Origin of the sequence: Cellvibrio polysaccharolyticus, assembly GCF_015182315.1 — a bacterium.
Taxonomy (GTDB): Bacteria; Pseudomonadota; Gammaproteobacteria; order Pseudomonadales; family Cellvibrionaceae; genus Cellvibrio; species Cellvibrio polysaccharolyticus.
Window position 1 is genome coordinate 1,331,090 of sequence record NZ_PRDL01000001.1, and the last position, 19,807, is coordinate 1,350,896.

General features: G+C 48.2%; 15 protein-coding genes. 3 read left to right on the forward strand and 12 right to left on the reverse strand.

Translation table 11 applies throughout. The annotated features are described in order from the left end of the window. Positions 1 to 31: 31 nt before the first annotated feature. From C4F51_RS05610 to coxB, 4 genes are read right to left on the reverse strand one after another with little or no spacing between them, the layout of a single operon-like run. Complete coding sequence (locus tag C4F51_RS05610; protein ID WP_193907955.1) at positions 32 to 862, reverse strand: cytochrome c oxidase assembly protein; 831 nt, start codon at positions 860 to 862, stop codon at positions 32 to 34. A gap of 13 nt (positions 863 to 875) precedes the next feature. Then, positions 876 to 1,211, reverse strand: a complete 336-nt coding sequence (locus C4F51_RS05615; RefSeq protein WP_193907957.1) for a hypothetical protein — start codon at positions 1,209 to 1,211, stop codon at positions 876 to 878. Further along, positions 1,208 to 3,724, reverse strand: a complete 2,517-nt coding sequence (gene ctaD / locus C4F51_RS05620; protein WP_193907959.1) for a cytochrome c oxidase subunit I — start codon at positions 3,722 to 3,724, stop codon at positions 1,208 to 1,210. Before ctaD ends, C4F51_RS05615 begins: the two co-directional genes overlap by 4 nt. A 1-nt stretch (position 3,725) precedes the next feature. After that, complete coding sequence (gene coxB, locus C4F51_RS05625; protein ID WP_202987626.1) at positions 3,726 to 4,340, reverse strand: cytochrome c oxidase subunit II; 615 nt, start codon at positions 4,338 to 4,340, stop codon at positions 3,726 to 3,728. A 189-nt stretch (positions 4,341 to 4,529) separates the two neighbouring features. Here coxB and C4F51_RS05630 point away from each other — a divergent pair, with 189 nt between their 5' ends. Beyond that, positions 4,530 to 5,009 carry a DUF2231 domain-containing protein gene (locus C4F51_RS05630; protein ID WP_193907963.1) on the forward strand — a complete coding sequence of 160 codons (480 nt, stop codon included), beginning with the start codon at positions 4,530 to 4,532 and terminating at the stop codon, positions 5,007 to 5,009. 50 nt (positions 5,010 to 5,059) lie between these two features. On the opposite strand, the gene C4F51_RS05635 is transcribed toward C4F51_RS05630, so the two are convergent. The 3 genes from C4F51_RS05635 to C4F51_RS05645 form a co-directional block, all read right to left on the reverse strand. Beyond that, entirely contained in the window at positions 5,060 to 5,494 is a 435-nt protein-coding gene (locus C4F51_RS05635; protein ID WP_193907965.1) for a CopD family protein, read from the reverse strand. A 227-nt stretch (positions 5,495 to 5,721) separates the two neighbouring features. Further along, positions 5,722 to 6,471, reverse strand: a complete 750-nt coding sequence (locus tag C4F51_RS05640; RefSeq protein WP_193907967.1) for an SDR family NAD(P)-dependent oxidoreductase — start codon at positions 6,469 to 6,471, stop codon at positions 5,722 to 5,724. A gap of 209 nt (positions 6,472 to 6,680) precedes the next feature. Continuing rightward, positions 6,681 to 8,303 carry a PKD domain-containing protein gene (locus tag C4F51_RS05645; RefSeq protein WP_193907969.1) on the reverse strand — a complete coding sequence of 541 codons (1,623 nt, stop codon included), beginning with the start codon at positions 8,301 to 8,303 and terminating at the stop codon, positions 6,681 to 6,683. Here C4F51_RS05645 and C4F51_RS05650 point away from each other — a divergent pair. Beyond that, positions 8,282 to 8,452 (forward strand): hypothetical protein, encoded by a 171-nt coding sequence (locus tag C4F51_RS05650; protein WP_193907971.1) that lies wholly within the window; start codon positions 8,282 to 8,284, stop codon positions 8,450 to 8,452. The genes C4F51_RS05645 and C4F51_RS05650 overlap by 22 nt on opposite strands. Further along, on the forward strand, positions 8,446 to 8,913 hold the full coding sequence (locus tag C4F51_RS05655) for a hypothetical protein (protein WP_193907973.1): 468 nt from the start codon (positions 8,446 to 8,448) through the stop codon (positions 8,911 to 8,913). The genes C4F51_RS05650 and C4F51_RS05655 overlap by 7 nt, the downstream gene beginning before the upstream one ends. A gap of 196 nt (positions 8,914 to 9,109) precedes the next feature. Here C4F51_RS05655 and C4F51_RS05660 read toward each other — a convergent pair whose 3' ends face one another. The 5 genes from C4F51_RS05660 to purD all read right to left on the reverse strand — a co-directional run bounded on the left by C4F51_RS05660 (position 9,110) and on the right by purD (position 19,803). Continuing rightward, the gene (locus C4F51_RS05660; RefSeq protein WP_193907975.1) at positions 9,110 to 10,435 is read right to left on the reverse strand and encodes an OmpP1/FadL family transporter; all 1,326 of its coding nucleotides are present in this window, start codon (positions 10,433 to 10,435) and stop codon (positions 9,110 to 9,112) included. A gap of 210 nt (positions 10,436 to 10,645) precedes the next feature. Next, positions 10,646 to 13,327: an InlB B-repeat-containing protein gene (locus C4F51_RS05665; protein ID WP_193907977.1), complete on the reverse strand. Its 2,682-nt coding sequence runs from the start codon at positions 13,325 to 13,327 to the stop codon at positions 10,646 to 10,648. Positions 13,328 to 13,420: 93 nt separating this feature from the next. Next, the gene (locus C4F51_RS05670) at positions 13,421 to 16,033 is read right to left on the reverse strand and encodes an InlB B-repeat-containing protein (protein WP_193907979.1); all 2,613 of its coding nucleotides are present in this window, start codon (positions 16,031 to 16,033) and stop codon (positions 13,421 to 13,423) included. A gap of 246 nt (positions 16,034 to 16,279) precedes the next feature. Continuing rightward, positions 16,280 to 18,136 carry an InlB B-repeat-containing protein gene (locus tag C4F51_RS05675; protein ID WP_193907981.1) on the reverse strand — a complete coding sequence of 619 codons (1,857 nt, stop codon included), beginning with the start codon at positions 18,134 to 18,136 and terminating at the stop codon, positions 16,280 to 16,282. A gap of 380 nt (positions 18,137 to 18,516) precedes the next feature. Beyond that, positions 18,517 to 19,803, reverse strand: a complete 1,287-nt coding sequence (purD, locus tag C4F51_RS05680) for a phosphoribosylamine--glycine ligase (RefSeq protein WP_193907983.1) — start codon at positions 19,801 to 19,803, stop codon at positions 18,517 to 18,519. Between the last annotated feature and the right edge of the window lie 4 nt (positions 19,804 to 19,807).

Below are 19,807 nucleotides of genomic sequence, written 5' to 3' on the forward strand. Positions count from 1 at the left end.
AGTGTGTGGGCAGCCTGCACTGCGCAAGAGCTCAGTGTTCGCTGGCCGGCTGTCTGCGCAAGCGTTGTTGGTACCAGCGCGCTGCTGCCCAACAGGCGGCGGCGAGATAGGGGCCAGCGCCAACTACCCACATAATCAACCCGGCTAACTGTTGATCGGCAAGCGAGCGGGTATCACCGTATAACGGGCTTTGTGCAAAGGTGAGCAGGGCGCCCAGAAAACCGGTATGCATTAACGTTAGCAAACTGGCCAGCAACGCCCAGTGCGCCTGCAGGTGGTTGCTCTTGAGTACTGACCACCAGAACAGCCCGGCGGTAACAACAAAGAACGCGTGTTCGACAACATGCCACCAGACATTGTCCAGCGCTAACATGTAAAAGTAGGGGATGTGCCAAAACCAGATGGTCGCGCCGTGAAGATAGGCCATTAACATCGGGTAGCGCACCATCAACAAAAACGGTTGCCACAACCGCACCAGCCATTTGCCAAAGGCGTGGAACTGGGCCAGCGGGCTGGCTAACACCCACAGCGGTGTGACCACCAGCATCAACACCATGTGTTGCACCATATGGGCGGTGGCGCTGGTTTTTGCCCATTCGTCCAGCGGGCCGAGCACCGCCAGGTAACAGATTATCATGCCGCTGTGAAAAGAGAGTTGCTGCCACAACGAGGCTTTAACGCGTCGGCTACCGACAATATAGAGTAACCAGACAATCGCCAGCAGCAGCGTACTGAGTATGGCCGCATACCATTCTTCACCCCGACTGGTTAAGGGGCTGTGTGCGTAAGCCGGTGAGATTAAAGATAATAAAAACAAACAGAAAAAACTGTGACGGGAGAATGAAAGCAGAGTTCTTAACATGAAAAATTTCTCATCATACGCAGGGCGGCAACAACATAATGGGTACTGCTACGGCGATAGTGGCAAGAGCGGAAGCGGCGTACAGCGCTGCAGAAACAACCGCAATAAAGCGGCGATGGCCGGCTGCCGGGTGTCTTGCTCGCCAACAGCGTTTCATCAGCCAAAGCAGCAACAGCACGGTAGCTACCGTTGCCAGCAGTAACAGAGCATTGTTAAGTGATAGCGGGCTTTCCCGTTGCCAGTCGGTTGCGGCGCAAGCAACCGACAGCCCGCCGTAAACGGCAACAAACCAGATGGCCCATAGGGTGAGGCCCCAGATTAATTGCAAGGGGTGATTTGGGTGCGTCATGACAGCCCCCGCATTTGTGGCAGCAGTAAAAATACCGCAAGACTGATCCAGTAAATGCTCAGGCAATACAACCACAGCGGTTGCAACACCATGGGTTCGTAGGGCAGGGTGCGGCTGACATAACCTTTACGAACACGCAGTGCTTGCAACAGGGTTGCAATGACCACCATGCCGCTGTGTAACAACAGATAAAGCATCATCACGCAAAGTATCGCGTCGTGTGCCATGGCGCGCGGTTGCAACTCGGCAGCGGCAAAAATAAAAATCAGCAAGGCAATATGAAACAATCCCAGCGCGGTACTTATCCACAAGCGGCGCTCAAGGTGCTGGTCATTTTTTTGCCGCAGGCGTTTTAGCGTGTTCAGGTAAACCCAGGCGGCCAGTGTCAGGCTGACACCGCTAATAAGAAGTCCGCTGATAGAGAAGGCTTTGTGGTCAGGTATTTGCCAGTTAGGTGCAACCGTCCATAAATAAAACCAGCCAAATAGCAGCGACAAAAACAGCGTACCGTTGGAGAGCAGCGTCACCACCATGCCCCACAAGCCTGGGCCGTCAAACGTGCGCGAATGTAGCGGCGGGTTTACCGGGTCGTCATCGCGTACCGGTGCTGCTACCGGGTGAGCACCGTTATGCCAGCTCCAGCGGAACAACATAATAAACGCAACAATAGCGGCGGCCAGCGCGCCCCAGTAAATTTTATTTAATAAACACAAACAGACCATGGCGATAACAATGGCTGTTTGCAAGGGAATCCATGAGTTGGAAGGCACGTGGGTGATATCGCGAATTTTTCCATTGATCGGGTCGGTACCCAGCGTCTCTCGACGGCCGTGTTCAATGGTGGCGAGGTGGTGTTCACCAGCGGCAATCGTTGCCGGTAAATCCGGGTTGTCCCACAGCGGATGACGGCTGGAAACCGAGGGAATACTGGCAAAATTATAAGAGCCCGGTGGTGTGCCGGTGGCCCACTCCAGCGTGTCGGCCCCCCAGGGGTTGTGCTGCGCCGGTCGGCCAAAACGGAAATGCAGCGCGATATCGATAATCAACATGGCGATACCAATCGACATAATAAAGCCGCCCACCGAAGAGAGCAGGTTGAGCCAATCCCAGCCCAGCCCGGCTTCGTAGGTGTAGATGCGCCGTGGCATGCCGAGCAAACCGGTGAGATGCATCAACAAAAAGGTCACGTTAAAACCGACGAAGGTAAGCCAGAAGGCCCAGCGCCCCAGCAGGTGCGATGGCATGCGCCCGGAGTAGTGTGGCAGCCAATAATAAAGCCCGGCAATTAACGGGAAAAACATACCGCCCACCAGCACGTAATGCATATGTGCGACCACAAAGTGGGTGTCATGGATTTGCCAGTTAAAGGGGACCAGCGCCAACATAACGCCGGTCAAACCACCGCAGACAAAGATGATCAGAAAGCCGGTAATCCATAACATGGGGAGTGAAAAGGTCACCTTGCCGGTCCATAGCGTGGCTATCCAGGCAAATATCTGAATCGCGGTGGGAATGGCCACCAACATACTGGCGATCGAGAAAAATGCTTGTGCCAGTTGCGGAATGCCCACCGTAAACATGTGGTGCACCCATAACCCGAAGCTGATAAAACCCATCACAATAATAGCGAACACTACCCAGCGATAACCCACCAGCGGGCGACCGGCAAATACCGGTATCAGCGTTGATACAATACCGGCCGCGGGCAAAAACAAAATGTAAACTTCCGGATGGCCGAATAGCCAGAATAAATGTTGCCAGAGTAGCGGATCACCACCGCCATCCACCGCGAAGAAAACCCAACCGGCAGCGCGTTCCAGTTCCAGCAAAATACTGGCGAGAATCAGCGGCGGAAAGCCGAACACAATCATCAAGGCCATGGCCAGGATGTACCAGCAAAAAATCGGCATCTTATCCAGTGTCATCCCTGGTGCGCGGGTTCGCAAAATGGACACCACCAGCTCAACACCGGCTGATATCGCCGAGATTTCTACGAAGGTAATACCGATCAGCCAAAAATCCGGACCTTTGTCCGGTGAGAAGGTGGCATCGCTCAACGGCGTATACATAAACCAGCCACCGGCCGGTGCGATACCCATCACCAGACTGGATAAAATAATCAATCCGCCAAATAAATAGCAGTAATAACCCAGTGCGCTGATACGCGGAAAAACCAGATCGCGCGCGCCGAGCATTTTCGGCACCACATACATGGCCAAACCTTCCAGCACCGGAATCGCGAACAAAAACATCATCACGGTGCCGTGCATGGTGAACACCTGGTTGTACACCTCGGCGTTGAGAATTTCCTGTTGCGGCAGTGCCAGTTGAGTTCTGATCAGCATGGCGAGCAAACCACCGACCAGAAAGAAAAACATACCGGTCACCATAAAGCGTGCACCGATGGAGGTGTGATTCACCGCTGCAAGCGAACCCCAACCCGAAAGATTGCCCCAGACTTTTTCCAGTTGCTGATGAAATTTGGCAGGAAAGGAAAGACTTTGTTGCGTCATTTTATTGTGCCTCCTGCAGCCACTGTGCAAAATTTTCCGGTGAATGAGCCGTTAGCGTGAACTGCATAAAGGCATGGTTGAGGCCACAAAATTCAGCACATTGCCCGCGATACTCGCCCGGGTAATCGGCTTGTAAACGCAGCGTATTGGTTTTACCGGGAATCATGTCCAGCTTGCCGGCCAGCTGCGGCACCCAAAAAGAGTGAATAACATCGTTGCTGGTCAAACGAATATCAATCGGCGTATCGGCTGGAATATGAATTTCATTTTGCAGTCGTATGCCGTGCTCCGGGTACACCACTTCCCACCACCATTGATGCCCGGTCACTTCGATAACAAAAATATCTTCACTGTCGCTTGGCAAGGGCAGCATGCGATGCCCGGCGGGGATGCCAAAAAATAGAATCAGAATCATCGCGCTGATGGGAAGGATCAGCCCGCCACCAATAATCCAGCGGCGGTGCATGGTGGCGGTGTTGTGCTGCGGCGTCTGTTTTTTGCGAATGGCGACAAACCATAAAATAATGACTGCGAAAAAAACGACACTGAACATGCCAAACATCAGCCACCATAAAAACAAGGCGTCTCTCGCGGCAGGGCCCTGAGCGTCGAGCATGGAAAACGGCCCGGAGCATGCGCTTAATAAAAACATCAGGGGTAAGTACATCAGTCGGGCTGTAGACGATTTTTGTGGGCTTTGCGACATGGCTTTGCGCGCAAGTGATAAACGCTGACTACACTTTCTTCGGTTATCAGAAAAAAAACCGCAGTTATTTATCATTTTATTGGCAGGAAAAAACACACTATGGCCCCGGAGTCGATTATCAGTAAAATTTCCATCGGTGGACATCCCATCCATCCGATGCTGATTCATTTCCCAGTCGCGGCACTGGTTGGCCTGATTGCCAGCGATATTGGTTACTGGATGACGGAAGATTATTTTTGGGCCAGAGCCAGTTTGTGGTTGGCTGGTATAGGTGCATTCGGCGGCTGGATTTCCGGCATGGCCGGCTTGCTGGATTTGGTACTGGTGCCGCGCATTCGCCGTTTGATCACCGCCTGGTGTCATGCCATCCTGGCGGTGATGATGTTGTCGCTCGCTTCGCTTAATTGGTTGTTGCGCCTGGATGACGCGGCAGCCCTGCTGGTGCCCTGGGGTATTTTTCTCTCCTGTATTACCGGTGTGTTGATCAGCGCTGCAGGTTACCTGGGTGGCCAACTGGTGTATGAACACGGTGTGGGTGTTGATATTGAGCCGACAGTTATTGAAGACATTACCCGTTAACGGGCCTGAAATAATTTTTATGGAAGCGTGTGCGGGAGTATTGTTTTGTTTCACAGCAATGCTCCGTGCTCCGGCTTATCCAGCACTATCCAGATAATAAGCACCATCAGAATTGCCATCACCGCCTCCAGCAACCAGCATCGCCACGCCAACCAGCGATCACCTTCGCGCTCAACCCGCAAAATCAAAACGCCCGTCAGCGTGTGACCAATCACCAGCCCCGTTACCAGCGTTAATTTGGCAATCAACCAGCTTTCCAGGGTCCGGTTAATCAGAAAAACGATAGTACCGGCAATAATTGCCAGTAAAGCAGCGGGGGTTGCTACATGTGTAAACACAAAACGCGCGATAGAATTATGATGCTGCGATTGCCGATCTACTGCCATAGCACCGGAATAATTGCCAGCAATCAGCGGCGGCAAGTACAACAAAGTTGCACACCAGATCAATAGCGCTGCAATGTGAAGGGTCAGAAACCAGATCATAAGATTAATAAAGTTATTGGCTGGGAGGTTTTTCTCCTCCGGTGCGGAAAGCAGGTTATGTAAAAGTAGCCTGGTTTTTGCAGCACTTTTCAGGAATTATCGATTTTGTGACCTGGTAAGTCGTGGGGGATGAGAGGGGAGGTCGTTTCAACCTGTATGAGCAGATAAAGCCGGGTAATGGCAACGATGGGACGCGCCGCGATGCATCACTACATCACGACGCACCTTTACTGTGCCAAATAGCCACCATCAATCGGATAATATCCACCATTTGCAAAGGAGGCCTTTTCCGAGCTTAACCAAAGCACCAGCTCAGCCACTTCTTCCGCGGTGCCCAATCTGCCGATGGCATGTTTGCTTTCCAGATAGCGAATGGTTTCCTTGTCCATATGTTCCAGCAGTGGTGTGTTAATAAAAGCAGGCCCTACGGAGTTGGCTCGGATTCCTTTGGCCGCATACTCAAGAGCGATAGTGCGTGTTAAACCAACCACACCGTGTTTTGCTGCTACATAAGCCGGGCTGTTGGCGAATCCAACCTGCCCGAGAATAGACGCCATATTGACAATTGCCCCACCTCCCGATTCAAGCATTGCCGGAATCTGATAACGACAACCATAGAAAACACCATTCAAATTGACATTAATAACTTTTTGCCAATCATCTATAGAATATTCGCCTGTAGAAATGGAAGGGCCGCCAATTCCGGCGTTGTTGCATGCAATATGCAGTCCGCCAAAGTGCTCAAGCGCCACTCGAACCAGCTTATTGTGGTCTTCCGCGCGGGCGGCGTCTGCCCTTATAAAGACAGCCTCTCTATCCGTTCGCTGGATTAGGCTGACAGTTTCTTCGCCTGCAGCATCATCAATATCAGATACCAACACGGTAGCACCAGCTTGAGAGTAGGCGAAAGCGACCGCGCGGCCAATACCGGAACCCGCTCCGGTAACCAGGGCAATTTTGTTCTGCAGGTGGCTCATAATTTATCCCCTTGGTGGATCTGACAAGGGTGATATTTTATGAAGAGGAGCGATAGGGAATTTGATTGAAATCAAGAGGTAGATATTGAAACGAATGCTTTTGGGGTCGGCTGGGCTACTTATTTAAGCCGAAATACCTGGTTGGTAAAGAGGTGGCGGTAGTTCCAAGTCAAAAAGAGGAAGCGCATTACGCGCTTCCTCGCAATATCTTACTGTCCTACGAGATCAATGACGTGGCCAGATAGTTCATCAACGACCGAAATTACATGCCCTAATTCATCATCAATTTCAGTGCGGCTAATGATATAAAATAGCTGATCACTTGCGGAATAGGTAAATAATTTGTCAAAACCACCGGTCCTTATCAAATTATTGCTAATGGGTGAAACCAGACCAGTTGAAAGGTTAATCTTAATCAGATTAGTGCCCGCAGAAATTGCAAAAACATCTTCACCGAAAATTATTATCTTACCTTTGTTAATTAATTTGGTATCTGTTTTATTAATTTTTTTTAAAATTTTTGTGTCTGGATTCCATGAGTGGATGCTGGATTCGATATAGTTATTATAGATAATAATCACTTCACCATTTAATTCGTTATAGGCTATATCGGCTATTGCATAGCCTGGTGATTCCCTATCTTCTGATTCCAGAAGAACTTCTCTATTACCCGTAGATATATCAATTCTCATAATTCCAGAAAAACCATTAGTATTATTTTCACCAACGTAGATGTGATTTTCGCCAGAAGCCAAGGATAGTCCTGCAGATGCTATACCGAGCTCCTCGCCATTTCCGCGCTCATCACCTGAAATAACGGTAATCAAGCCATCCGATTTTTGAACAGAATGTAGTTTTGCAGTTTCAGACCATACACCACCTGAGACGATAAACTCACTCTGATCTTTATTGAAGATCATTGTGTGAGTTGCTAAAGGTTGAGTCAGGATTGAATCGCCTACGGCTCCCGAGCGAGGATTTATAGGTTCGAGTCTAACCGAATCTGTGAAAAATCCAGAATGCAGGAGCCAGAGAATTTTTTCTTCCTCATCCCACAAAAGGCCTTTTGGCGTTCGGCTGTTTGGAAAAAGAAGAGCGCGCTTTGTTTCAGATGTACCAAGTCGGAGATAGGCTTCCGAAATCCGCTCCAGTGAATCTTCGGCTACTACATTAAAAGTAATGCTGGAAATATCTGCAGGTATTGAAAAATCACTTGCTCTCCAATTGTTGCCGGAAATTACGGCATTTACTGGAGAAGTTGATCCGTTTTCAGTGATGGCAATGACGGTAATCTTGCTAAGTGAAGACCCTGCTTTTGTCTGAGCTTTTCCAAAGATTGCTATTTTATTGTCGTTCGAAGACGGATTGTAGTTGGCTCCCGGGGTGGGGAAGGTTACATGAATCTTTGGAGCATCAGGGTCAGCATTGATAGTAACTGAAGTTGTATCTGATGATGTTCCGTTTAAGTCATCAGTTACGGTCAATCTGAACTTCAGTGTAGTAGTTGCAGAAACATATGGTGCAGAAAATGATGAATTGGGTTGATCTTCATTATCGAGAATTACCCTCACGTCTGTAATATCAATTTGCTCCCATAAATAAGAGACAATTGTCTGTCCATTTACAGCAGTAGCCGTAGGAGAAAATCTGAACACTGCCCCGGCTTCCACAGAGGCTAACGGGCCCGCATCTACAATTGGAACAGCCACTTGGCTGGATGATGAGCTGCTTACGGATGAAGATGGGCTACTGCTGCTCAACGAAGAAATACTACTTGATGATGTTGAAGAAGAACTGGATGTACTTGTTTGTGATGACGCTTCACTGCTCATACTCTGTGCGCTGGAGCTGGAGCTGGAGCTGGAGCTGGAGCTGGAGCTGGAGCTGGAGCTGGAGCTGGAGCTGGAGCTGGAGCTGGAGCTGGAGCTGGAGCTGGAGCTGGAGCTGGAGCTGGAGCTGGAGCTGGAGCTGGCAGTGTTAATGGGAGTTGAGGAAGAGCTGGCTTGCCAGGAAGAGGTAGTGCCTCCCCCGATATTTAGCGTTGAGCTTAATGCAGATGAGCTTTGTGACGTCGCAGCACTGGAGCTTGACGATTCACTGGAAGTTAATGAGCTTACTGCAATTGACGAGGAGCTGTTATCCAGCGATGAGGAGGTTATCGAAGATTGGCTGGCTGGTGGTGTAATTACGACCGACGAACTTGCAGAAGAGGCAGGTGCTGGTTGCTGGCTACTACTGCCTCCGCTACCCCCTCCGCAAGCGGTAATGGAAAGGGCCAGTGCAGCGATGCTGAAAAATTTACCCAAATGGGCAAAGTTGAATAAAGGAATACCACTCATTTGCAATCCCTTGAGTCTATGTTTTGTTAGGGGCTTTTATCCAAAAGATAGAATGCCCGAAACGAGATCAATCCTTTGGCGTGTTTTAACGTATAGGTATTAAGGCGGGGGAAGTTAATAGATGCTTACGCGTTGTTCAACAATTTTTTACAGTTTTTTTGCGGATTTTGTGAATGAAGGTTTTGGTGCGTTTGTTTTTTGGCAAAAATTAATTTATTAGATGGATTTTTTATTTGGTGTCAAAATAATGATAAGTATTTGAAATGCAGAGAGTCCAATCCGAACTCTCTGCGGTTGCCTTAAAACTTCCAGTTGGCCTGAACACCCAGAATATTCACATTGGCATCGAAGTGACCTGCAACCTGATGACCCGTTTGCGGATTGGTGTTATCGATATGGGTTTTATCCACTTTGATATAGGTGTAACCCACATCCATAGACATTTGCGGTGAGAACTCGTAATTAAAGCCCGCGCTTAACCACAAGCGATCCTGATCAGGAATACGAGGGTTGTTAATCAACGGATTGGTTTGCGGCGCTTCATCAATGGCAATACCAAAGCGCCATGTCCACGGACAATCTGACTTATGGGTAAAGCCGATTGCGTAACGCATGGTGTCATCGTAAAGCAGCTCAAGCTGGTTGATCATTTGACCATTGCCAGCATTCAGCACATCAACCTCCTGAATGCTGCTCCACTCAGTCCAGGCGACATCCGCATGAACCCACCAGTATTGGGTCAGTTGTTGGGATGCGCTGAAGGTGATGGTATCCGGCAGGGTGAAATCTGCTTTGGCTTTACCTTCCAGTGCCCCCAGTGCACCAGCACAAATAGTTCCTGTGGTTGGCGCGGGTGGTGCACCGGTTGGATAACCTTGTCCTGGTGCACAGGCAGCATTCAAGGTGAAGTCAGCATTGCCGTCCAGATTGAATTCACCCCCCTGGCGCCATACCAGGCCGAAACGAGTACTTTCAGAGGGAGCAAAATAGAGACTGACATCTGCAGCAAAGGCATCGTCATCACCTTTGATCCTGGCGTTGCTATCGGTGGTGGGCGAGGGTGCTACACCGAAAGTAGAATCCACCTTACTCTCGAGAGTGACCTCTGCCCGCTGATAGTTCACACCAACACCCACTGAGAAAGTGTCGCTCAAGTCAAATGCAAAGGTCGCATTAACATTTACTACTTCCAGTTCGCTGTGTGTCGCGAGGTAGCGGCCTACCCAATCATCCTGATATTTACTGGCAAGGCCGTAGGGCGCATTAATGCCAAGCCCGAACGTCAGTCGGTCCGACAGGGGTTGGATATAGTAGATATTGGGAACGAGGCCAATTTCATCAGTTTTTCCGGTTATGGTACCTGTGTTCGAGCCATCATCATTGAATTTGGCTCGCGTAAAAATTGCATTACCGGCGACAGTGAAAGCACGGCTGTCCAGCCTGCCCATGGCTGCCGGGTTGAAATAGACCGTGCTGGCATCGTTAATATTGGAAGCTGTACCCGCAAACGCGGTACCCAGATGAGCCGGGCTTTGTTCCAGAATCTGGAACGATGCCGCAGAGGCGATACCGGATAGCGAGCAAAATGTCATTGCCAGAAACAGGCGAGTGTGATTGAGGCGCATAATTCCTCCCGAAGGTGGCCGGATTTATAGAAATATTTTCCTGCTTCTTCTGTATAGACTATTTTCACCGGAAGCGCTGTTTTTTGGATGTTTGCAGAAATTTTGTGAAAGGAAAGTGATTAAAACAGGGGGGATAATAGATGGGTATATCGCCTTGGTGGATAACTGGCTATGAAGGCAGTTATCCACCGAGGTGAGGTAGACTGGTTTTTACTGATCGGCTAAAGGCTTGTTCAGATCAAAAATCTTAATGGTATGGAAATAATAATGGGACTCGTAGAGCGGTGCGTCCAATAAGCTGGTAGCCAGAAGCGTATCGCCTTTTACATGCAATCCCGTGATGTTGGTCATATTATTTTGCTCAAGCAGGTTGCCTGTCTGGTCATAAACGCGCAGCGCATTTTTACGGTCTGCATATGGCCAATGCAAATTCTGCATACCTAAAAATATTTTTTCATTGTTTGTGGTAATGAACTGAATTCTACTTGGGTGACCATTGGAGCTTTCTTCATTTATTTCCAGCTGCCAGTCCAACAGATCTCCCGATGTATTCATTGCCTTCAATTGGTTTATTTCAGGACGAAAGAATAGCTTTGTCTCGCCCACATGGAATGGGGTTAAACCTTCTATACCGTCGATTTTTCTAATAAAATTTCCCTGGTGATCATATTGAGAGATGGCATCGTTCACAAGAAGGACGTCAGCCACATATAGAGCCTCACTATTGACTCCAATATTCCCTACATCGTATATCGGTTGATCAAATTTCCATAGTAGTTGTTGTGATTGATTCAGCGCGACAAAATTTTTACCAAGTACAATGGAGTTGCTTTCATCCATAAGATTGAAATTTCCACCGATGTAAATCTGATTTTTATGAGATGCCATGGTGGTAATATTAGGAGGCATAGGCGGCCAGCCGGCTTCAACCTGACCTCTTGACACAAGATTAACTTTCCAGGATTGACGATTGCCATTTTCGTCAAATGCAGCCATTTCGTTGCCGCCACTGTAGAAAATACCTTCTACCTTGGTGGACGCATAAACTTCACCTATATCGGGTGAAACCCATGGGAGTAATTCTTCTTTGTCATTGATTAGTGCCAGGTTAGTCTGGGCTCTGCCACCAGGCAGAAGCTGCGCACCGGAAAGCAGAAGCAGGTCATCAGATGGAAAGATGGATTGTAGAGAATCTCCCGCAAATACCTCCATTTTTTTGGTGCTTAAGTCGGGAAAGGTAAATGCTATGACTCGCAGGCTGGTCTCACTGTTGGTATCGGAAAAATAAACAACGCCTTTGTTGATTGCAATAGGAGCATCCGCGTACCGGAGCTCAGGTATTTTTAATGGAGTGACATTTCCGCTTGTATCCAGTCGTAAAAGGTTAAACTCTTTACTGGAGCTGTTGTTCCCCGTAGGTGGTGTAACGAAGTTGGGTGCTGTGGTGCTGAAAGAACCCGAGATATAGAGATAATCTTCATCCCGGTAGATGTTGTAGATAGATTGGTCAGCAATATCCACCACAAGGAGCTTCTCTTCTCCCTGTGCATTGATTTCCCAAAAACTGTTACCCATGAAGGGGCCAGCCTTCATTACATAAACGTTGTTGTTCAGCTCAATAACTTTCACAACTGGCAAGCCGTTAGCTGATTTTGGCCAATCAAGGAAATTTCCCTGGTAATCCATTGCTGCCAGACTAGTGTAAATATTTCTATAGCCTCCCACGAAAGTGCCTCCGATATAAATAGTGGAGTCTGATAGTGCTATGCTATTTACGCGATGACTCTCATCCTCACCTAAATACTTATATATCGTAGGGTTTATTTTGCCCTCTTCAAAAGAAGCTACAGCTGTTGCGTAAGGATGACTGGCGGTTTTGTAGTTTCCTGCAATATAGAGTGCATTTTCTTTTTTAACTATCTGAGTAATCTGCCCTTCCACTGGCATCCACGGAAGTACTTTTCCGGTATGGTCTATATGAGCAAATCCGGCTCTATCCTCGGTGCCTACTTTTTTGAAATCTCCCCCGATGTACCACCCATTGTTGCCATCCGATACGGCTGTCCAGATAGGTTTGTCTGTTGACGGGAATGCAAGAGGGGCTGAGGTATCTACCCCACTTTGTGCTGATGGCAGTAGCGCCGTAGTACCATGACCTGGTCCGATTTGTTGAAATGCTCCCCCGATAAAAATATTGCCATTATCCATCAGTTGCATAGTCTGGATCGGACCATTGGTAACAATTGAGCGAGGCGTGGTGCTGCTCCATGCTGTGATCACATCATCTCGCTGAATAGCAACGTATACCGGTTGATCAACGTTAAGATTTTCCAATTTGAATGGCGGGGTAACATTAACATGCCAGTTAACATCGGCTATCTCGCCAATATTTGCATCCACATCATTGCGAGTGGAAACCATAATGGTGCGAGGTTCATTCCCTTCCCATACGACATTGATGCTGCGTGGGCCGAGCACTTCCAACGACATCTGTCCGGAATAAGGCGCAGCTACCCATAAATCGGCTGCGACAAAGTTTGCAGTCAAGGTGACATTTTGTTGAATGTTATTATCAGTTCGTGCGGCTTTGAGGGAGCCGTCACTCCAGCCTGCAAAGCGATAGTTGGCAGCGGCTACGGCCGTGACGCTGCTGCCAGAACTTCCTGCTACTACACTTTGAGAGATCTGGCCTGAAACGCTTCCCCCTGCGCCAGCACTATAAGTCAAATTATAGCTGGTTGTTACGGCGCTCGAAGATGAATTGCTGGATGACTTGGCTGGAGAACTGCTTTTGCTACCGTCGCTTCCACCCCCGCATGCGGTGAGAATAGCCAGCGTGGCTATAAGTGGAAACCTCAAAAAAAATCCCATTTTTTTCCTGTTATCAATCATTTTTTGATTGCTCCTTTGGATAAAATTTATAGCTCATCTATATAAAAATTGTTTGCGGCAACGATTTGGAAAAGCGTTGGTTTTTAAAAATATCTATTGTTCTCCCAGTGGGAGCTTCAGGTTGAATGCTTTGTAAGCAGCAAGATCCTGGTTGTAGGAAAATGAGTCAAAGTCGCTCTCAATAGTCAGGCTGTGTGCGGCAAACAACTGATTATTCTTGATTTCGAGAGCAGTAACCCCGTTTAGATTTCCTTCGTCAATGACTTCACCTTTTTCATTCAGTACAAGTAACCCTTTCTCCATGCTGATGTTATGGCCGCCAATGAGAATTTTATCTGCGTAGGTGGATATTGAGTGTGCTATTGGTACTGCCCAGTCCATTCCCCAACTTTTGCTCCAGTTCGAATGATTGGTGTTGGCATCAAATTTTTGCAAAAAAATCGAAGGGCTTATTGAATATGTCCCTGTTACATAAATTTTGTTACCGTTGTTGGCCATTGCTGTGGTGGATTTGTAGATAAGATTTTCGAAATGATCGTGCAAGAGATTACCTGCCTTATCTACGGCAGCTATGCCGAAGCGATCTTTGTTATTTACACGCGTAAACGGCCCGGTGAAAAAAATTTTGTCATTGATTAATGCTATGTCTGTAATTGAAGAGCGCTCACCCTCCGGGAAATGGAGCCGGGTGTGGTGTAAGGCGCTTCCTGAATGATCAATCGCCAACAAATAGGCTTGTGATTGATATAGGTCACTGGCTGATATAAGCCCCCCCGCGTAAACGCCGGAGCTGTCCGTTTTAATTATATTAATTTCCAATGAGCTATTGTATGGGTGTGTATCAGGTTGCCAATCGGTGATGAAACCGTCCATATCAAAAGCAGCCAAATGGGAACGAGGTAACGCTCCCTCAATATCAAATTTCCCTCCTGCATATAAGGTGCCATTAAACCAGGAGAGTGAGGATACATAGCCGATAGCTTGTACCTTCCAATCAGTTAATTGATCGTCGGCATTGAAGGACGCCAGAGCACGACGATACTTTCCTCCTGCAACACGCTGTATGCCACTGGTGAGCAGAGTTTTATCGGAAATAGTCAGGTGGTGTATACCTTCGGAAGCTCCCGATTCCCATGGTATAAATTCATCGTCTCGCAGCGAGTAAGCTTGCAAGCCTTTACCGAACATTTTATCTCCAGGGGCACCGTGCGCAGTAAAATAGAGAACCTGTTCATGCACTAGAATGGCGTCATTGGCAGCTACAGTCAGTGAATTTTTAAACGGATGATGGTTACCCTGTTTGTCGATACGGATGATTTGTGATTTTCGGCGATCTTTATCGACATCAATGTAACCCGATGCGTAGATATATTGATCATCAGCTTGTAACTGTTTTATTTCGCCATAAATATAATCAATAATGCGAATCAGCTCTCCACTTTCGTTGTATATCCTGAGGTTGTTTGAAGACTCTCCGGTAGCGACGAAGATTAGTTCATCCAGCGTAGCTAACGCCTTTACACCGCGAGCTAAGGGAGGAGACCATTCCAATCTGTTGCCACTCAGATCATAAGCTACCAAAGGTAGTTGAGAGTTGTCCTGTGCGATATAAAGAATATCTCCCTTTCTGATGATTTCAACACTGGAGTTATTAAGCGGCATATTCAAATCGGGCTCCGATGCGCCATGGCGGTAACCTTTGAGTGTGGTCGTAGGATTCCAGGAGTCATGGGAGCTTTCTACAATGAAAACTCGATTTTCGTATGCATAAATATTATGAACAGTGCCTTTTCCCGGGGCCCATGAAGTGATCTCTCCGCGCGCATTGATATGCGCAAAACCAATTCTTTCCTGATCTCCAATACGGGTAAATAAACCTCCCAGATACCAACCCCCTGAACCATCACTTTGTGCAGTTGTTACATAGTCGTCAGTTTCCGGAAAGGCAAGGGGAGCTGTTTGTGCACTGCCTGGTAAAGGCAATAATGCCGTGCTTTTTTGTAAAGCGCCGAACATAGTGAAATAGCCACCCAGGTAGCGGGTATCATCGGCTCCAATCTGAATACTATTAATGGGGTAATTAGCAACAATTTTGCGAGGCGTGGTGCTGCTCCATGCCGTGATGACATCATCCTCCCGGGTTGCCACATAAAGAGGTTGATCACTAACAAGGTCTTGTAATTGGTAAGGAGAGGTAACGTCGGTGAGAGTAGTAGCTTCTGAAAGATCAACATTATGCGAAATCAACAGTGTGCGACGTTGACCACCTCGCCACGTGACTGTTACAGATGAAGAACTGTCAATTTCCAGAGCGAGGTTACCCTCATAGGGGGCTGTCGACCATATGTCAGCGGCTTTAAAGCGGGCAGTAAGCGAGGTATTCGTTTGGATATTACCATCCGTGCGCTGACTTTTAAATGAGCCGTCACTCCACCCGGCAAAACGGTAATTATTCGCTGGCTTGGCTATAACACTACTGCCTGAACTTCCGGCAGCTACGTTTTGTGATGCTTCGCCGGAGATGCTACCTCCACTGTCTGCGCTGTAAACTAAAGTGTAGGTAGCAGCCGGAGAGCTTGATGATGCCCCGGAGCTGGATTGGTGGTTTTTGTCATTCCCACTGCCACCACATGCTGAAAGCACTATTGAAATGACGGTAATAATCAGGGCTGACAAGGCTCCTGAGTTTATGTGGATTCGCAACATAGTTACTCCTTGTGAAGAAAACCACGAAAATTTGACCATTCAATTTTTAAAAAAATAGCTGGACTAGAATTAGTGCAGCTACTTTTCCCCGTAGTAGTTCCAATATGAAATTTTTTTAAATGCGTTGGTTTAATGATGGCCGTAAGCGGTAACCGGCAGCCTTATCTTGTTAAAAACCGGCACAGTGGGCTCGCAATTAAAGCCGAGTGCTACGTCACTCCTTTCCATGCAGGCAGAAAGGGTCAATTAGGGGTGAAAACGAGTCCCACTGGAATCAGTTGTTATTTCCGGTAGTAACTCTTCATTTTCATTAAGTACGGCCTGCCCTGGCCTGTAAGTCCGTCCAGCGAATAAGACAGTACTGCTGATCAAAACCGTGTCATCGGAAACAGATACTGTTGATGGGTAGCTTGAAGTTGCCCAGGGAATGTCTTTGTTGTCCTTGAGAGAGAAAGCCCGTAGCTTCACTTGTTGTTCATCCCGATGTCGATTGATGTAGTATATTATTTCATCATGAACTACTGTGGTGCCGTGTGGGATTTGCGAGGATGGAATATTCAAAAAACTTCTATTACCTTGAGCATCCAGGCGAATAATCCCTGCGGGTTTTTCTCCGATTGCTGCCGCATTGAATGCTATGTTTATATATAAATATTCAGAGTCACTGAAAATTCCCCAAAGTCTTTCTCCAGGAAGATCAAAGCTTAATTGGCCAGCTTTTCCTGCTGCATCAATTTTGTAAAAAAAAGGCAGCATAAAAACTTCAGTTTGAATATATAGATCATTATTAAAGGTAACAATTTTTAGCGGACTAAAGAAATCAATTAATTCCGTTGGCCAGTTCAAAATATTGCCATTGTAATCAATGGCTACAATGTTGTCTGGAAAGTTGATATGGCCGTGAACATAAATTCGATCCTTCGCCAGTTCTACTTGATTAACATATGTTGGATACTCCGGATATCCGGCAGGGTCGGCCAGCTCTACATGAAATTCAGGAGTATCGTTATTGATTTCAAAAGCGCTAAGAGCAACCAGGTAGGAATTGGATACTGTTTTGTAGGTGCCGCCTATGTACAAAATACCGTTACGTTTTTTAATCTGACGAATATCCCCTTCAACGGGCTGCCAGGGTAATACCTGTCCCATGCGGTCGATATGGGCAAATCCCGGTTTTTCGTGATTGCCCACTTTGGTGAAGTTGCCGCCGATAAACCACCCGCCTTGCCCATCGTCGACTGCAGAGTAAACCAGACCATTGACGTGGGGGAACGCCAGTGGTGTGGGATTGGCAATACCGCTGCTGGCGGAGGGGAGTAGTACCGCAGAGCCATGATCCGGTGCAATATACTCAAAATCACCACCGAGAAAGATGTTGCCGTTTTCCATTTGCTGAATGGTTTTGATTTCTCCATCCGCTATCCACTTGCGGGGCGTGGTGCTACTCCAGGCGGTGATTACATCGTCTTGCTGAAGAGCAACATACACCGGCTGATCAACTTTCAGGTTTTCCAATTTGAAAGGCGAAGTTACCCCTGCATGCCAACTAACACCCGGTAATTCACCAATGCTGACCTCAGCAGTAATCCCGTCAGATATAACCATTATTGTGCGGGGTTCATTATCGTCCCAGGAGACGTTTACGCTACGAGGGCCGAGTACTTCCAGTGACATTGCTCCTGAGTAAGGAGCTGTTGACCATATGTTTTCAGGTGCGAAATTGGCCGTTAGTGTGGCACTTTGCTGGATGTTGCTGTCAGTGCGCGTGGCTTTCAATGATCCGTCACTCCAGCCAGTGAAGCGATAATTTACAGCGGGTATAGCCGTGACACTGCTGCCAGTATTTCCTGCTGCAACATTCTGAGAGGACTGACCTGAAATACTGCCACCAGCGTTTGCGCTGTAGGTCAGGTTGTAGCTGGTGATGGCGCTTGAAATAGAACTGCTTGAAAATGAGCTGCTTGATGAAGTGATAGATGTGCTACTACTATTTTTACTGCCTCCGCTGCTGCTGCTACCACCGCAGCTAATCAGGCTGGTGAGTAACATGGCTAATAGCGCGCTTTTGCAGGTGGTTTTATAAATAGGGGGAAGAGATTGCATGTAGTTTGAGCTCCCTTGTTGAATTCCTTGCACCGGGCGATAAATTTTCCAATCTAGTTGGTGCGGTTAGTCTTCTTTATTGAATGTTTGTTGTTTTTGGCGACAGGTGCGTTGGTGTTTTTAAACCGATGCTGTGTGCGGTTTCAAACGCACCTTCGCTGTGCACATTGGAGGGGATAGTATCAGATTACTGTTGAAAATTTATCCACTTCCGTAACCATCTCAAAGGCATAGGCTGTCGGTAGAGGAGAGTGGGCGATAAAGTATTAGCGGGGGAGGTGGGCTGCTTTGTTGAGCCCCCTGAGTTATCGACAAATAAAAAATTTGAACAGGCAATTGAATAAAAAACGGGGCGATCAACGCCCCGTTTTTTATTGGTATCAGGCCTCTTCCCGTGCAATAGCGCGGTAGCCGATATCCTTGCGGTAGAACACGCCGTTCCACTGGACTTTGCTGGCCAGTTGATAAGCGCGGGTTTGCGCTTCACGAACGGTGTTGCCCAGTGCGGTAGCGCAGAGTACGCGGCCGCCAGCGGTGACGGTGTTGCCGTCTTTGCTGGTGGTGCCGGCGTGGAATACTTTTTCGCCAGCGACTTCTTCGGTGGGCAAGCCTTTGATGATATCGCCTTTGGCGTAATCGCCAGGGTAGCCACCGGCTGCCAGAACAACGCCGATAGAGGCTCTCGGATCCCACTCTGCAGTGGCTTTGTCGAGTTCACCTTTCAGTGCGCTTTGGCACAATGCAACCAGATCAGATTGCAGGCGTAACATAATCGGCTGGGTTTCCGGATCACCAAAGCGGCAGTTGTATTCGATGATTTTCGGCGTGCCTTCTTTATCAATCATCAGGCCGGCGTACAGGAAACCGGTGTACACATTGCCTTCAGCAGCCATGCCATCAACCGTCGGACGGATGATGTCGCGCATCACACGCTCATGGACTTCGGCAGTCACTACTGGTGCCGGAGAGTAAGCACCCATGCCACCGGTGTTCGGGCCGGTGTCGGCATCGCCTACACGTTTGTGATCCTGGCTGGTGGCCATTGGCAGAATATTTTTGCCATCAACCATCACGATAAAGCTGGCTTCTTCGCCATCGAGAAATTCTTCGATAACCACGCGACAGCCGGCATCGCCGAAGGCATTACCGGAAAGCATATCGCGCACTGCTTCTTCGGCTTGCTCCAGGGTTTCTGCAACGATGACGCCTTTACCGGCGGCAAGACCATCAGCCTTTACAACAATCGGCGCACCTTTTTCACGCAGATAAGCGAGGGCTGGTTCAACCTCGGTGAAGTTTTGGTAATCACCGGTCGGAATTTTGTGGCGAGCCAGAAAATCCTTGGTAAAGGCTTTGGAGCCTTCCAGTTGTGCCGCGCCTTTGGTGGGGCCAAAGCAGGGCAACTTACGGCTGTTGAAAAAGTCCACCACGCCGGCAACCAGCGGAACTTCCGGGCCAACAATGGTCAGGCCTACGTTGTTCTGCTCGGCAAAATTGGCCAGCGCTTCAAAGTCGAGAATATCAATAGCAACGTTTTTAACACGGTTTTCAAGATGAGTACCGGCATTGCCCGGTGCAACGAATACGGTTTCAACCTGTGGGCTTTGCGCCGCTTTCCAGGCCAGTGCGTGTTCACGTCCGCCGCTGCCAATCACGAGAATGTTCATGAGT

Bases quoted from the DNA above. Each gene is read 5' to 3' on its own strand.
- C4F51_RS05660 (WP_193907975.1), bottom strand. From the start codon at position 10,435: ATGCGCCTCAATCACACTCGCCTGTTTCTGGCAATGACATTTTGCTCG.
- C4F51_RS05645 (WP_193907969.1), bottom strand. From the start codon at position 8,303: ATGAGCAGTGAAGCGTCATCACAAACAAGTACATCCAGTTCTTCTTCA.
- C4F51_RS05630 (WP_193907963.1), top strand. From the start codon at position 4,530: ATGGCCCCGGAGTCGATTATCAGTAAAATTTCCATCGGTGGACATCCC.
- ctaD (WP_193907959.1), bottom strand. From the start codon at position 3,724: ATGACGCAACAAAGTCTTTCCTTTCCTGCCAAATTTCATCAGCAACTG.
- C4F51_RS05635 (WP_193907965.1), bottom strand. From the start codon at position 5,494: ATGATCTGGTTTCTGACCCTTCACATTGCAGCGCTATTGATCTGGTGT.
- C4F51_RS05665 (WP_193907977.1), bottom strand. From the start codon at position 13,327: ATGATTGATAACAGGAAAAAAATGGGATTTTTTTTGAGGTTTCCACTT.
- coxB (WP_202987626.1), bottom strand. From the start codon at position 4,340: ATGCTCGACGCTCAGGGCCCTGCCGCGAGAGACGCCTTGTTTTTATGG.
- C4F51_RS05615 (WP_193907957.1), bottom strand. From the start codon at position 1,211: ATGACGCACCCAAATCACCCCTTGCAATTAATCTGGGGCCTCACCCTA.
- C4F51_RS05640 (WP_193907967.1), bottom strand. From the start codon at position 6,471: ATGAGCCACCTGCAGAACAAAATTGCCCTGGTTACCGGAGCGGGTTCC.
- C4F51_RS05675 (WP_193907981.1), bottom strand. From the start codon at position 18,136: ATGCAATCTCTTCCCCCTATTTATAAAACCACCTGCAAAAGCGCGCTA.
- C4F51_RS05610 (WP_193907955.1), bottom strand. From the start codon at position 862: ATGTTAAGAACTCTGCTTTCATTCTCCCGTCACAGTTTTTTCTGTTTG.
- purD (WP_193907983.1), bottom strand. From the start codon at position 19,803: ATGAACATTCTCGTGATTGGCAGCGGCGGACGTGAACACGCACTGGCC.
- C4F51_RS05670 (WP_193907979.1), bottom strand. From the start codon at position 16,033: ATGTTGCGAATCCACATAAACTCAGGAGCCTTGTCAGCCCTGATTATT.